Annotated in this window: 15 protein-coding genes; 8 read left to right on the top strand and 7 right to left on the bottom strand. The window is 69.3% G+C overall.

What is annotated here, in order from left to right; all coding sequences use genetic code 11:
* Positions 1 to 16 precede the first annotated feature (16 nt).
* Complete coding sequence (locus tag D7D52_RS38520) at positions 17 to 436, bottom strand: hypothetical protein (RefSeq protein WP_187703148.1); 420 nt, start codon at positions 434 to 436, stop codon at positions 17 to 19.
* Between the two features lie 91 nt (positions 437 to 527).
* On the opposite strand from D7D52_RS38520, the gene D7D52_RS13580 reads away from it, so the two are divergent.
* The 4 genes from D7D52_RS13580 (at position 528) to D7D52_RS13565 (ending at position 4460) form a co-directional block, all read left to right on the top strand.
* On the top strand, positions 528 to 1298 hold the full coding sequence (locus tag D7D52_RS13580) for a DUF2470 domain-containing protein (RefSeq protein ID WP_187703147.1): 771 nt from the start codon (positions 528 to 530) through the stop codon (positions 1296 to 1298).
* Positions 1299 to 1410: 112 nt separating this feature from the next.
* Positions 1411 to 2208, top strand: coding sequence for a CPBP family intramembrane glutamic endopeptidase (locus D7D52_RS13575; RefSeq protein WP_120736646.1), 798 nt, complete (start codon positions 1411 to 1413; stop codon positions 2206 to 2208).
* 314 nt (positions 2209 to 2522) lie between these two features.
* Positions 2523 to 3788 (top strand): LCP family protein, encoded by a 1266-nt coding sequence (locus D7D52_RS13570; protein WP_425464676.1) that lies wholly within the window; start codon positions 2523 to 2525, stop codon positions 3786 to 3788.
* Between the two features lie 123 nt (positions 3789 to 3911).
* A complete protein-coding gene (locus tag D7D52_RS13565; protein ID WP_120736644.1) occupies positions 3912 to 4460 on the top strand; it encodes a ferritin in 549 nt (182 codons plus the stop codon).
* Between the two features lie 300 nt (positions 4461 to 4760).
* Here D7D52_RS13565 and D7D52_RS13560 read toward each other — a convergent pair whose 3' ends face one another.
* From D7D52_RS13560 to D7D52_RS13545, 4 genes are read right to left on the bottom strand one after another with little or no spacing between them, the layout of a single operon-like run.
* Complete coding sequence (locus tag D7D52_RS13560; protein ID WP_120736643.1) at positions 4761 to 5678, bottom strand: DUF5926 family protein; 918 nt, start codon at positions 5676 to 5678, stop codon at positions 4761 to 4763.
* 51 nt (positions 5679 to 5729) lie between these two features.
* A complete protein-coding gene (locus D7D52_RS13555; protein WP_120736642.1) occupies positions 5730 to 6497 on the bottom strand; it encodes a glycerophosphodiester phosphodiesterase in 768 nt (255 codons plus the stop codon).
* Complete coding sequence (locus D7D52_RS13550) at positions 6494 to 7585, bottom strand: DUF4328 domain-containing protein (protein WP_120736641.1); 1092 nt, start codon at positions 7583 to 7585, stop codon at positions 6494 to 6496. Before D7D52_RS13550 ends, D7D52_RS13555 begins: the two co-directional genes overlap by 4 nt.
* Positions 7586 to 7603: 18 nt before the next feature.
* The gene (locus D7D52_RS13545; RefSeq protein WP_120736640.1) at positions 7604 to 7975 is read right to left on the bottom strand and encodes a rhodanese-like domain-containing protein; all 372 of its coding nucleotides are present in this window, start codon (positions 7973 to 7975) and stop codon (positions 7604 to 7606) included.
* A gap of 221 nt (positions 7976 to 8196) precedes the next feature.
* On the opposite strand from D7D52_RS13545, the gene D7D52_RS13540 reads away from it, so the two are divergent.
* Complete coding sequence (locus D7D52_RS13540; protein ID WP_120736639.1) at positions 8197 to 8808, top strand: hypothetical protein; 612 nt, start codon at positions 8197 to 8199, stop codon at positions 8806 to 8808.
* On the opposite strand, the gene msrA is transcribed toward D7D52_RS13540, so the two are convergent.
* A complete protein-coding gene (msrA, locus tag D7D52_RS13535; RefSeq protein WP_120736638.1) occupies positions 8805 to 9467 on the bottom strand; it encodes a peptide-methionine (S)-S-oxide reductase MsrA in 663 nt (220 codons plus the stop codon). The two genes, D7D52_RS13540 and msrA, sit on opposite strands and share 4 nt — an antisense overlap.
* Before the next feature lie 196 nt (positions 9468 to 9663).
* Here msrA and D7D52_RS13530 point away from each other — a divergent pair, with 196 nt between their 5' ends.
* From D7D52_RS13530 to D7D52_RS13520, 3 genes are all read left to right on the top strand, one after another.
* A complete protein-coding gene (locus D7D52_RS13530; protein WP_120736637.1) occupies positions 9664 to 10287 on the top strand; it encodes a superoxide dismutase in 624 nt (207 codons plus the stop codon).
* A gap of 287 nt (positions 10288 to 10574) precedes the next feature.
* The gene (locus D7D52_RS13525) at positions 10575 to 11102 is read left to right on the top strand and encodes a peptidase (RefSeq protein ID WP_120736636.1); all 528 of its coding nucleotides are present in this window, start codon (positions 10575 to 10577) and stop codon (positions 11100 to 11102) included.
* Between the two features lie 291 nt (positions 11103 to 11393).
* Positions 11394 to 12122, top strand: a complete 729-nt coding sequence (locus D7D52_RS13520; protein ID WP_120736635.1) for a TMEM165/GDT1 family protein — start codon at positions 11394 to 11396, stop codon at positions 12120 to 12122.
* On the opposite strand, the gene D7D52_RS13515 is transcribed toward D7D52_RS13520, so the two are convergent.
* Entirely contained in the window at positions 12063 to 12722 is a 660-nt protein-coding gene (locus tag D7D52_RS13515) for a TetR/AcrR family transcriptional regulator (RefSeq protein ID WP_120736634.1), read from the bottom strand. The two genes, D7D52_RS13520 and D7D52_RS13515, sit on opposite strands and share 60 nt — an antisense overlap.
* Positions 12723 to 12746 lie beyond the last annotated feature (24 nt).

The raw sequence follows: 12746 nt of genomic DNA, 5'->3' as shown, positions 1-12746 counted from the left end.
CGTCAGGGCTGGTCGATCAAGGTTCGAGCACGGCCAGCGCGGCGGTCACGGACTCGACATCGCCGGTCTCGATGGCCAGCAGCACCGCGCGCAGCGCCTCGATCGCGGGCGGGCGCAGGCCGCGGAGGAAATCCAGGTCCGGGGTGGCGAGGGCGGCGGGGATGTCGTCACCGATCAGCGCGGCGACCGTGGCGGCGATGCCGGCCAGCGCGCGGGCGCCGTCCGCGGTGCGGGCCACGAAGCCGTTGTCGCCGTGCACGATTCGCACCAGGAACTCCGCGACCGCGACATCGTCGAGCGCCAGGTCCAGGACCTCGACACCCGGATCGGACGAGATCGGGCGGACGAGATCCTCGGTGAGCCCGCGCGCCGGGCGCGGCGGGACGGACAGGGTCAGCGCGACCGGTTCGGGCGCGGGGGACGAGTCGTGCGGCACCGCTCCACCGTAGCGATCCCGGGCCGGGCCTTGCGCGGGCGATCCTCGTCACTTAGCTTAGGATTACCTAATTCCGATTCCGGAGGTGTGTATGCCATTCGCGGCCCAGGTCGTCGCACCCACTACCGCCGAACGCGTGCACAGCGCTTGCGCGCACGCGGACAGCGCGATGCTGGCCCTGCCCGGCCTCGACCCCGTGCCCACCTCGGTGCATCTGCTGCGGCATTGCGGCGACATCGTGATGGCGGTGCCGATGACCTCCACCGCCGCCGGGCTCGTACTCGGCTGCGGCCCAACCGGATCCCCGGCGGTGCTCGAACTCACCGATCAAGCGCCCTTGGCGTTGCGGGAACGCGTCCGCGCGCTGGTGTGGCTGCGCGGCTGGGCTTACACCGTCCCCGCGCACGCCCAGCGGGCGCTGGCGACCGCGGTCGCCGCGGACCATCCGCATCCGGGGTTGCTCGACGTCGGGCACACCGCCACCCTGCTGCGTTTGGTCATCGACTCCGCCGTGCTCGCCGACACCTCCGGGGCGGACTCGGTCGGGCACGAGCAGTTGCGCGACGCCCGGCCGGATCCGTTCTGCGCGCTGGAAGCCGGTTGGCTGCAACACCTGCAGGCCGACCACGCCGATGTCATCGACCGGCTGGCCCGGCGGCTGCCGCATGCGCTGCGGCGCGGCGCGCTCATCCACCCGCTGGCCATCGACCGCTATGGGATCACGCTGCGCGTGGAGGCCGTCGACGCCGACCACGACATTCGCATCCCGTTCGACGGTCCGGCCGACGACATCGAATCCCTCAGCCGTGCCGTACACGCCTTGGCGGGCAACCCCTTCCGCGGCGGCGTGCACCGGATCTGAGGGGATCCCGGCCAAAAGCACGCCGGATGACGGCTCGTCCCACACACGGGTGACGATCTTGACTGGTGCCCGGGTGCTGGGGGCGGGCGAGGAGAGGTCCTAGATTGGCGGCATGGTTTCGGCTGCTGATAGACCGCCTGTGTGGCCCGTGCCTGAATCGTCCGAATCGGGGCAGCGGGCGATTCGGTTCGAGATCGCGGTGGTGTTGGTTGTCACCTTTGGGCTGAGCGGGGCCAATGCGGCGTTGTCGCTGGTGGAGAGTGCGCTGTCGCCCGGTGGGGTGGGCGGGCAGACGGTGGCGCTCAACGCTTCCCGGGCGGCGCAGTCCACCATCGATCTGCTGTTCCAGTTGCTGAGCGTGGCCCGGCTGCTCGGGTGGGCGGCGCTGGGGCTGTATCTGTTGTGGCGCAGCGGGATCGCGCCGACGGCGGTCGGGCTGGTGCGGCGACTGCGCTGGCGGGCCGACGTACTGCCCGGTCTGGTGCTGGCCGCGGTGATCGGAATCCCCGGGCTGGGGCTGTATTTGGCGGCGCACGCGCTGGGTGTGAGCGTCACCATCGTGCCCAGTTCGCTCGAACACTGGTGGCGGCTGCCGGTACTGGTGCTGTCCGCGTGGGCGAATTCGGCGGCCGAGGAGGTGCTGGTGGTCGCCTACCTGATCACGCGGCTGCGGGCGCTGGGCTGGTCGGAACCGCGCGCGCTGCTGGCGTCCGCCGTGCTGCGCGGCAGCTACCACCTGTACCAGGGTCTCGGGGGCGGGCTCGGAAACCTGGTGATGGGGTTGATCTTCGGACGCTACTGGCAGCGCACCAACCGGCTGTGGCCGCTGCTGCTGGCGCACGCGCTCATCGACACGATCGCCTATATCGGGTACACCTTCCTGCGCGGACACGTTTCCTGGCTGCCGTAATCACATCGGAACGAGCCACGCGGGCGCGTCGGTCGGTACTGTTTCTGGTGATGAACGGCGACGACCCCCAGCACTTTGCACGGATGCGCCGGGAGCCGCCGCCGGGACGCCCGGGCGAGCCCCCGGCGCCGCCGCAGCGACCCTCCGCGAATCCCGGGCAACCACCGAGACCTTCGTCTCATCGGCCGCCCGTTAACGAGGACGGCCCGCGCGTGGAACCAACTCAGGTGATCCGACGCAACGAACCCGGCGCGCCCCTGGCGTATTCGCAGCCGCCGCGCAACCCGGCGCCACCCCGGCCGCGAGGCGAGCGGATGCCGCCCCCGGGCAACCGGGTTCCGCCCTCGGGCAACCGGGTTCCGCCGCCCGGCAATCGGATGCCGCCACCGGGCGATCGCGCCCCGGGCAATCGGGTTCCGCCGCAGGGCGATCGGCCCACCGTGCGCGAATCCGCCGGCGCGGCACGCGAATCCGCGGGCGCGGCCATGGGTTACGCGCCCACCCAGCGGCCGGAACCCTTCCACGACGAACCGCCCCGCACTCCCCCGCCGCCGCTGCCACCGGGCAAGCGGCGCGGTGGCGGCGCGAGCGGCCGCCCGCCGCGCGGCGCGCGACCGCGCAAGAAACGGCACTGGTTCCGCTGGATCCTGTCGCTGCTGCTGGTGCTGCTCCTGCTGCCGATCGCCGCGGCGATCTACGTCGACACCCATCTGACCCGCATCGACGCGCTCGCGAACTACGCGGGCCGGGTCGGCGACACGCCCGGGACGAACTGGCTGCTGGTCGGTTCCGACAGCCGCGCGGGCCTGTCCAAGGATCAGGAACAGCAGTTGTCCACCGGCGACTCCTCCGATGTCGAGGGCGAGCGCACCGACACCATCATCCTGGTGCACATCCCCAAGTCCGGGCGGCCGACGCTGGTCAGCCTGCCCCGCGACTCGTATGTCAGCATTCCGGGCGTCGGCAAGGACAAACTGAACGCCGCCTTCGCCTCCGGTGGCGCGAACCTGCTGGTCAAGACCGTGGAGGGCGCGACCGGACTGCACATCGACCACTACGCGCAGATCGGCTTCGGCGGCTTCGCCAATATCGTCGACGCGGTAGGCGGCATCTCGATGTGCCTGGATTCGCCGATGAACGATCCGCTGGCCGGGATCAACCTGCCCGCGGGCTGCCAGACCCTCAACGGTCCGCAGGCGCTGGGCTTCGTGCGCTCCCGTGCCACGCCGCGCGCCGACCTGGATCGCATGCTGCATCAGCGAATGTTCTTGAGCGCCTTGCTGAAGAAGGCCGCCAGCCCCGCGACGCTGGCCAATCCGTTCCGGTCCTGGCCGCTGATCCGGGACCTGACCGCGGCGTTGAAGGTCGACAACGGCGCGCACATCTGGAACCTGGCCACCCTGGGCAGGGCCCTGAACAACGATCCGATCGCCACCACGGTGCCGGTCGGCGGTTTCGAGGATGTGTCGGGCAGCGGCAATGTGCTGCTGTGGGACAAGACGAGGGCCGGCGCCTTCTTCGACACGCTGGCCAAGGATCAACAACTGCCGCAGGATCTGATCACGACGGTCGGTAGTTGATCATGACCGGCGGTCCGCGGACGGAATCCAGCAACATTTAGGCAATACTTGCCTAAATGAGGCAGTACTCAATAAGGCTGCACTTGGATGACACGTGGAATGGGCCGCATTAACCTCGTCCGCATGTCCACCCGAATCCAGACCAAACGCAGCAAGTTCCAGGCTCTGCTCCAGGACCAGATCCGCAACGAATTCAATGCCGAACACCAGTACATCGCCGTGGCGCTGTGGTTCGACAATGCCGATCTGCCGGTTCTGGCCAAGTATTTCTACAAGCAGGCCGTCGAAGAGCGTAACCACGCGATGATGATCGCGCAGTATCTGATCGATCAGGACATCGCGGTCGAGATGCCCGGAACCGTCGCCGCCACTTCTCAATTCGCGAATGCGCGGGAGCCCATCGCGCTGGCGCTGGCGCAGGAGCAGGCGGTCACCGAGCAGATCGTGCAGCTCGCCAAGACCGCCCGCGAAGAGGGCGACTACCAGGGCGAGCAGTTCATGCAGTGGTTCCTCAAGGAGCAGGTCGAGGAGGTCGCCACCATGAAGACCCTGCTCACCGTCGCCGAGCGGGCCAGCGCCAACCTGTTCGACCTGGAGAATTTCGTGCAGCGGGAAATGAGCGGGCCCTCGGACGCCAGTGGCGCCCCGCATGCCGCGGGCGGCTCACTGTAGGCATCGGTGGTGGATTGACACGGCAGCCCCGGTCCCTTGCGCTGGACCGGGGCTGTCGCATGTGTGCTCGATGCCGCGGGGCCTGCCCGCCTCTATTACTTCATCGGCACCTGAACATTGCCGGTGGAGTTGGCGGACAGGCTGGCCGAGAACGTGGTGACCAGCGACTTGACCAGGGACAGAATGGCATCCATGGCATTTCTCCTCATCCGAATTTCCAAGGGGTGAGGAGAAACTAGCCGAGCCGCCAGACCGAAACACTCACTTTTCAGAAAATTCCTCGCGGAACTTCGGGAAAAGTCAGCGCAGTGTCACCTGACGCGACCGCAAACCGTCGCGGGAGCGACGCTCCTCCGAGGTCAGCGGGGCGTCCACCGCCAGCGCGGCGGTCAGCTTGGCGCCGAATTCGCGTGCGGGAGCCTCCCATTCGCTCGGGTGGCGCTCACGATCCAGATCGAAGACCGGCACCAGCAGACCGTGCGTGCGGAACGAGCCCGCGAACCGCGAACCCTCACCCAGGTGCAGGTCACCGGCCGCGTGCAGGCGCGCCAGCGCCAGCATCAGCCGATCCTCGTCCTCGGGCCGCACCCAGCGCACGTGCGCCTTCTCGCCGGCGTCCACCCACCAGGCCGCGCCGACCGCGTCCGCGCCCAGCTCCAGGCGGGCCGAGGGCATGATGGCCTGATTGGCCTGCTCGATGGTGGCGGCCACCTGCGGATCCGGGGTGATGTCCGCCGGCACCCACCAGTTGAAGTCCTGGTGCACGGTCAGGTCCAGGGCCGCGCCCGGATCCAGCACCTCCGAAAGCCGCGGCGCGCCTTCGACATCCGCGGCGTTCAGCGATTCGCCCGGCGCGGCGGCCTGGGTCCACAGGATGGCGGCCGCCAGATCCGCGGCCGGATCACCGGACTGGAACTGCACCTGCGTGCCCACGAAACCGACCGGCTCGTCGCCGGCCCGCACCAGCGCGGCGACCGCGCCCGGCAGCACGGTGGCGAGGGTGACGGCCCGCTCGGCGGCGACATTCGGCGACAGCTTCAGCGTCGCGGTCGCCGACGGCACGAACTCCCGCAGCGCGACCAGGTCACACTCGGCGGCCAGACCCTCGAAGGGCCGCGTCACTGTCTGCGCCGCCGCCTCCTGCGCGGCGCGGCGGGCGGCCAGCTTCTCCGCCCGATTGCTGTCCGGCTTGGGACTGTTGCGCTTGCTCTTACCCATGTGTGAAAACTACAGGGTGGCCGAAGTGCGCCCGGCGACCGGCGCGGGGATCTAGGCCGTGGTGAGAACGGCTTTGGTGCGGGCGGGGTGGTTGGTGGCGACCCAGTCCACGCCGAGGTCGGCGCAGAGTTGGACGTCCTCGGCGTCGTCGCAGGTCCAGACGTAGGTGGCGCGGCCCGCGGCGGCGGCCTTGTCGACCAGGTCGGGGTGCTCGCGCAGGGTGCGCACCGACGGGCCGATGGCGGTGGCGCCGACCGTGCCGGCCGCGCCGCCCGAGAGGTAGAGCGAGGATTCACCGAGCAGCACCGTCGGCAGCAGCGGCGCCGCACGGCGAATGCGCCAGACCGCGGTCGCCGCGAACGACATGACCACCGCGCGCGAATGATCCGCGGAGGCCGGCGCGCCGATGCCGTAGCGGGTGAGCTCCTCCAGCAGCGCCGCCTCCACCTGCGCGCCGTAGCGGACCGGATGCTTGGTCTCGATGAAAAGCTTGGTGGGACGACTCTTCCAGTCCAGCACCAGCTCGATGAGCGCGGCCAGGGTGAGCACGCCCTCCGGTTCGGCGGCGGTGCCGAAGTTCAACGCCCGCAACTCCTCCAGGGTGAGCTCGCTGACCGCGCCCGCACCCGTGGAGGTGCGGTCCACGGTCCGGTCGTGCACGCACACCAGATGCCCGTCGCGGGTCAGGCGGATATCGCATTCGACGCCGTCGGCGCCCTCCTGCAGGGCGAGATCGTAGGCGGCGATCGTGTGTTCGGGTCGCGCCGCCGACGCCCCCCGGTGCGCTACCACGAACGGCGCACGACTGGCCCGGCTCACTTCGCCACTACCTCCTGTTGTTCCGCGGTGACCTCGTCGCTGTCGAGGGACCCCGCCTGATCATCCCTGATGGACGCGGCCCGCGCGCGCTCGGTCGCGCCCGGGGAGACCGGCGCGATCACCGGCTGCGCGGGCGTGGTGGCGATCACCCAGCGCCGCGGCACGCGCGGGCGGCCGCGCAGATCCAGTCCGGCGAACGCGCGCACCAACCCCAGGGAGGCGACCGCGACACCGGCGGCGACCAGGTCGGTCCACATGCTCGCCAGCACCCCGTCGGCCCGCACCTGCAGCGTGCTCGCGAACCGGTAGAGCACCGACACCAGCACCAGCAGCGCGTTCAACAGCCAAGCAGCCCACCAGATCCGGACCGCGCGCAGCAGCCGCGGATCCGCGCCGCCGGCGATCCGCAGCCGGGCCGCCTCGGTCAGGAACACCCCGGGCCAGACCAGATTCGCCACCGGGATCACGCAGCCCAGCACCAGCGACCGCGCGGACCGCGGATCCAGCTCGCCCGCCGCGGCATAGGCGGCCCGGCGCGTCTCGGCGAGCCAGCCGACCAGCGTCACCGCCGTCGCCAGGGCCACCGCCATGGCCACGATGGACGAAACGGTCACGGCCGCATCGGAAATCCACAGCAGCCAGGACGGGATCAGCCGGGTGCGGTTGCGCAGCAGGATGCCGTAGCGGCCGAGTTCGGCCAGCGCGGCGACCACGAACACGCCCGCGGTGGCGTACAGGGCGGTGGTGACCCGGTCGCCGAGCGCGGCCAGCGGGCGGCGCGGCGCGGGGGCCGCGAGCGGGGGCCGATCCTGCAAGCCCCAGCGCGGAATCTGGTGATAGCGCGGCGTCTGCGGGGCGGCGGGCCGCCGAACGGGTTGCGGGGCAGGGGTTTTGCGGCCGGGCGGCCGGGCCACCCAGCGGTAGTTGCGGCGGTCGGCGGGGGCGTCGACGGGCGCCGGGGAGAGCAGGACGCCGTGACAGCGCGGGCACCAGTGCAATGGTTTGCCCTGCACCGCCCAGCGTGAGCCGCAGCGGGCGCACGGCTGCACGACGGCGGATCGCGATCGCCCCACCTGTCCCCCGTTCATCGCTCCACCTCTCCGCGCCTAGTAGATCTTCGCCTCGGGACCGTCACCGGTGAGCGGGCGACCGGTCTGCTGCCAGGCCACCATGCCACCCGAGACATTGACGGCGTCGTAACCGATCTGGTTCAGATACTCCACCACCACGATGGACCGGCCGCCCTGCCGGCACACCACGTAGATCTCCGCGTCGATGTCCAGTTCGTCGAGCCGGGCGGGCACCTCGGTCATCGGGATGTGCAGGGCGCCGGGCGCGCGGCCGAGCTGCCACTCGTCGTCCTCGCGGACGTCGAGGAGCTGGGCGGGCGCGGACACGCCGGACCCGCGGGCCTCGGCGGTATCGAATTCCGCGGGCACCGCATCGATCGGCACCGAGGGCACATCCGGATTCGTCACGGTTTCGATCCTGCCACGCGGGCGCGAGGCCGGTGGAGTTCCGTACCTGCGCACGGTTGGTTTCGGGAGTTATCCACATAATCCACAACCTGATCCACAGGTTGATAGACGACCGATTCGTCCGGAACCGCGCTCCGGACCGGCGGCCCCGAAAAAAACGACAACACTACCGAAAAACGGAAATCCTGGGCCGGGCCAGGCAAGATCGGTAGCCTTGCGCTATGACTGTGAGCAGGGGGCTACTCGACGGCCTGGACATCAAGGGACTCAACCTCGCGCTGTCGGAGGCGACCTGCCTCGGCATCGACGTCGACGCGGCGGCCGGCACGCTACGGCTCGAACTCGACGTGCTGACCCTCCCCGAGGAGGGTCCGCCGCCCGCGGACTGCGACATCTACCTGACCCTCACCGGGGTCAGCCGCGTCGCCTGCTCGCTGCGCCGGCAGCGCTGGGACGACCTGGAACCCGTTGTGCTCCCGCTCACCCTCGACGGCCTGCACGACGCCGTGTCCAGCTTCGGCGGCGGCGCGCTGCACGGGTGGGACTTCCTCGATCTGTCCGACAGCTCCTGGAGCCAGTGGAAGAAGCTGCTCAGCTTCGACACCGAACTGCGCGATACCCCCGGCGCGCACCTGATGGAGTTCTCGCAGGAGGAGGGCATCGACCCGCGCGAACTCGACGTCCGGGTGTGGTTCGACGGCGCCACCGTCACCGACAAGCAGGGCAACGCGATTCCCTTGCCGGAGTTCATCGCCGGCGGCGTGCGCTGGTGGCAGGCCCACGACGCGGGCGACCCGCGCACCATGCGGCCGGATGTGGTGCCGCCGCTCTAGTAGGCGACGCCGGTGCCGTGATCGGGGCAGTAGCCGCCGGGATTCTTGGCCAGATACTGCTGGTGATAGCCCTCGGCGTAATAGAAGGCGGAAAGGTCTGGCAGCGGGGCGATCTCGGTGGTGATCGTCCCGAGCCCGGCCGCCGTCAACCGCTGCTGATACCGAACCCGGCTCTCCTCAGCGATTTTCGCCTGCTCGTCGTCGAAGGTGTAGACGGCCGAACGGTATTGGGTGCCGCGATCGTTTCCCTGGCGCATGCCCTGGGTTGGATCGTGGTTCTCCCAGAATTGCGCGAGAATTCCGGTGTAGTCGACGACCTCCGGATCGAACACCACCAGCACCGCCTCGGTGTGCCCGGTGCGACCCGAACAGGTCTCCTCGTAGGTCGGGTTCGGAGTGAACCCGCCGGCATAGCCGACCGCGGTGCTGTACACCCCCTCGCGTTGCCAGAATCCCTGCTCAGCGCCCCAGAAGCAGCCCATCGCCAGGACCGCGAGCCGCATGCCGTCGGGGAACGGGGGTTTGAGCGGATGGCCGCTGAGGTAGTGCCGATCCGGAACGACCAGGGGTTCGGCGCGGCCGGGCAGGGCCTGCTCGGCTGTCACCATCGTCGGTTCCGGTAGTCGCAAGCGCCCCACGAACTCGTCGTACCACGACATGTCTCGATGCTACGGGACCGGCCGCGACCGGCGACGATGTTGCGTTCACCGGTATTCCAAAGGTTGGGAAAGATATACATCCGCCGGAATGTGGGGGCACGCACGCCGGTTGCAGACGAGCGGGTGTACGAATGATGGTTGGGTGCGCCTCGGAATCAAGCCGAGGGCACACGGCCCCGACACGGAAAGGGACATCGTGGCTGTTTACACGCTGCCTGAACTCGATTACGACTACTCGGCCCTGGAGCCCTTCATCTCCGGGCAGATCAACGAGCTGCACCACAGCAAGCATCACGCCGCCTACGTCGCGGGCGCCAACACCGCCCTCGAGCAGCTGGAGGCCGCCCGCGAGAAGGGCGACCACGCCGCCATCTTCCTGCACGAGAAGAACCTCGCGTTCCACCTCGGCGGCCACGTGAACCACTCCATCTGGTGGAAGAGCCTGTCCAAGGACGGCGGCGACAAGCCGGAAAGCGATCTGGGCGCCGCGATCGACGACCAGTTCGGCTCGTTCGACAAGTTCGTCGCGCAGTTCTCGGCGGCCGCCAACGGCCTGCAGGGCTCGGGCTGGGCGTGGCTGGGCTACGACACCCTGGCCGGCAAGCTGCTCACCTTCCAGCTGACCGATCAGCAGGGCAACGTGCCGCTGGGCATCATCCCGCTGCTGGGCCTGGACATGTGGGAGCACGCCTTCTACCTGCAGTACAAGAACGTCAAGGCCGACTACGTGAAGGCGTTCTGGAACGTCGTCAACTGGGCCGAGGTGCAGGACCGCTTCGCCCGCGCCGTCAACCAGGGCAAGGGCCTGATCTTCGGCTGACGCCGTCGGGGGCTTCGCCCCCGAACCCCGGGAGGACAGATTTCGGGGGCAAGCCCCCCGGGCCCCCGGGAGAGCACGAGCCTGTCCCTCAGGAGACTTCTGACGGTCGGTTTCGTCCGTGCGTCTGAGACCCGCGAACCGCTGGTTCGCGGGTCTTTCGCATTTCCGGGGGCCGGGTGCTAGCACTCTTTGGTACTTGTGTGCCAGTTCTGTTCTGGTTCAACCTGGTGTTCCCAACAGCAACATCGGGCACAGCCGCCCCCTGAGCGGAATTCGGGAGGCACGTCATGGACGGACAGATCGGCGTCATGCCGTTTCACGCGCGTGGGGCGCTGCAAGGGTTCGTGATTTCCGGGCGGTGGCCCGATTCCACCAAGGAGTGGGCGCAACTGCTGGTGCTGGCCGTGCGGGTGGCCGGGTTGCCGGGGCTGTTGCCGACCTCGACGGTGTTCGGGGCGCGGGAGGAATTGCCCGAGGACCCGGATCCGGCGATGGTGGGCCTGGTGATCGCGGAGGGCACGGTACTCGGGGAACAGCCGGAGTCGTTGCGGCCGGGCATGTTTGCCGAGCGTGTGCCACCGGCGTTGATCATGTTGCATCCGCCGCGCGAGACCCGGCCGTCGCTGCCCGAGTGCACGGGGGCGGCCTCCGGCTGCCTGCTGTTGCCGGGACTGCCGCATCTGGGACTCGAACATCGGGCGGCGTGGGTGGAGACCGACAGTGACGGGACGGTGACCTCGATGGTTTCGCGCGTCGGGGTGGATCCGATCAGCGATCCCGACACCGCGGTTCTGGCCATGCTGCTGGCTGCGTGAGGGTACCCGAAACCTTCCGGCAGCGTCCCCAAACTTATTGCGCGCATTGCGATTTCGATGACAGCGGTTTGCCCGCGACCGGTTTGCCGGAGTAGAGTGGCGGCGAGCGAAGGGGAGTAGCCCCCAATCACGCCGTCGACATACTGATCCTTCCGGGTCCGGCGCGTGAACCGAGATCTTCGGTGGGCGAGACCTTCGGCCGACAGAAACCAAACCGATTCGCCGGTGCGGTGTCGGCTGAAGCGCCCCCGCATTCAGCCGACAGGCCGGAAACCCTGGGAGCTGACTTTCATGATCGCCACGATATTGCTGAGCTTCGGCGTGCTGTTCCTCGCCGAACTGGGCGACAAATCGCAGCTCATGGCCTTGACCTTCGCCCTGCGCTACCGCTGGTGGGTGGTGCTCGGCGGCATCACCGTCGCCAGCGTCCTGGTGAACCTCATCGCCGTCGGCGTCGGCCACTTCCTCGGTGCGGCCCTGCCCACCGGAATCATCTCGCTGTGCGCGGCGGCCACCCTGATCGGCGTCGGCCTGTGGACCCTGCGCGAGACCCTGCGGCCGGACGCCGCGGAAGACGAGGTCGCGCCACAGTCCAAGTCCCGCAATGCCTTCCTGGTCGTCGTCTCGGCGTTCCTGCTCGCCGAACTCGGCGACCGGACCATGTTCGCGACCATGGCGCTGGCCACCAAGAACGGCTGGGTCGCGGTGTGGATCGGGTCGGTGGCGGGCATGGTGGCCGCGGGCGGGCTGGCCATTCTGATCGGCGTCACCATCGGCAAGCACATTCCGGAGCGGTTCATCGCCGTCTGCTCGGGTCTGCTGTTCCTGTACTTCGGCGCGCTGACGCTGCTGGAGGCGTTCGCCGCGGGGCTGGGCACGCCGGTCGCCGCGGTCGTGGCGCTGGCGCTGCCCGCGCTGGCGGGCGGTGTGCTGCTACTGCTGCGGCGGCGGACGCCGCGGTCAGTCGCCGAAGACCGTGTCGCCGAACAGTTCCCCGCTGCGCCGCACCAGGTCCAGTAGCGGCGCGCGCAACTCGCGCAACCCGTCCAGATCACCGACCGCGATGCGCGCGGTGACCATCGACGACAGCGCCGCCACCAGGGTCTGGCAGGCGAAATGCTGAGCCTCGGTGTCCGCGCCGAACACGTCGGCGACCATCGCCACGAACGTCTCCTGCAACTGGGTGCGCCGCGCGATGGCCTCCGGGCCCACCGCGTAGACCTCGACGAGAAACAAACGCGCGAAAGCCGGTTGGCCCGCCAGCGCGTCCAGGTATGCGCCGAGCAGGCGCTCGATGCGCGCGGTGCGGGTCTCGTCCTCGAATTCCGCGCCGGTGGCGGCCAGGATGCCGGTCAGCATGAGTTCCGCGGCCCGCTCGTAGGCGGCCTCGAAACAGTCCTCCTTGGAACGGAATTGCTCGTAGAAGGTCTCGCGGGAGACGCCCGCGCGCTTGATGACCGCGGCCACCGGCGTTCCGACATAACCGTTCTCGGTCATCGCCTCGGCCATGGCGAGCAGGATGCGATCGCGTTGCGCGGCGATCACGGCCTCACGGGTGAGGCCGTGGCGGCCGCGGGGCAGGCGCTCCGAGGAGCGGTGGCGGGTTGCCGAATCGGGCATGCGTGGACTCCGTGGGCCGGGTGC

Origin of the sequence: Nocardia yunnanensis (genome assembly GCF_003626895.1) — a bacterium.
Taxonomy (GTDB): Bacteria; Actinomycetota; Actinomycetes; order Mycobacteriales; family Mycobacteriaceae; genus Nocardia; species Nocardia yunnanensis.
Note: the sequence above shows the minus strand (reverse complement) of the source record. Positions and strands in the feature narration are given on the sequence as shown.

What these genes read in the sequence shown, in the direction of transcription:
- D7D52_RS13580 (WP_187703147.1), top strand. Translation starts at nt 528, where the DNA reads ATGCCATTCGCGGCCCAGGTCGTCGCACCCACTACCGCCGAACGCGTG.
- D7D52_RS13525 (WP_120736636.1), top strand. Translation starts at nt 10,575, where the DNA reads ATGGACGGACAGATCGGCGTCATGCCGTTTCACGCGCGTGGGGCGCTG.
- D7D52_RS13540 (WP_120736639.1), top strand. Translation starts at nt 8,197, where the DNA reads ATGACTGTGAGCAGGGGGCTACTCGACGGCCTGGACATCAAGGGACTC.
- D7D52_RS13575 (WP_120736646.1), top strand. Translation starts at nt 1,411, where the DNA reads ATGGTTTCGGCTGCTGATAGACCGCCTGTGTGGCCCGTGCCTGAATCG.
- D7D52_RS13565 (WP_120736644.1), top strand. Translation starts at nt 3,912, where the DNA reads ATGTCCACCCGAATCCAGACCAAACGCAGCAAGTTCCAGGCTCTGCTC.
- D7D52_RS13515 (WP_120736634.1), bottom strand. Translation starts at nt 12,722, where the DNA reads ATGCCCGATTCGGCAACCCGCCACCGCTCCTCGGAGCGCCTGCCCCGC.
- D7D52_RS13570 (WP_425464676.1), top strand. Translation starts at nt 2,523, where the DNA reads ATGCCGCCCCCGGGCAACCGGGTTCCGCCCTCGGGCAACCGGGTTCCG.
- D7D52_RS13520 (WP_120736635.1), top strand. Translation starts at nt 11,394, where the DNA reads ATGATCGCCACGATATTGCTGAGCTTCGGCGTGCTGTTCCTCGCCGAA.
- D7D52_RS13560 (WP_120736643.1), bottom strand. Translation starts at nt 5,678, where the DNA reads ATGGGTAAGAGCAAGCGCAACAGTCCCAAGCCGGACAGCAATCGGGCG.
- D7D52_RS13550 (WP_120736641.1), bottom strand. Translation starts at nt 7,585, where the DNA reads ATGAACGGGGGACAGGTGGGGCGATCGCGATCCGCCGTCGTGCAGCCG.
- msrA (WP_120736638.1), bottom strand. Translation starts at nt 9,467, where the DNA reads ATGTCGTGGTACGACGAGTTCGTGGGGCGCTTGCGACTACCGGAACCG.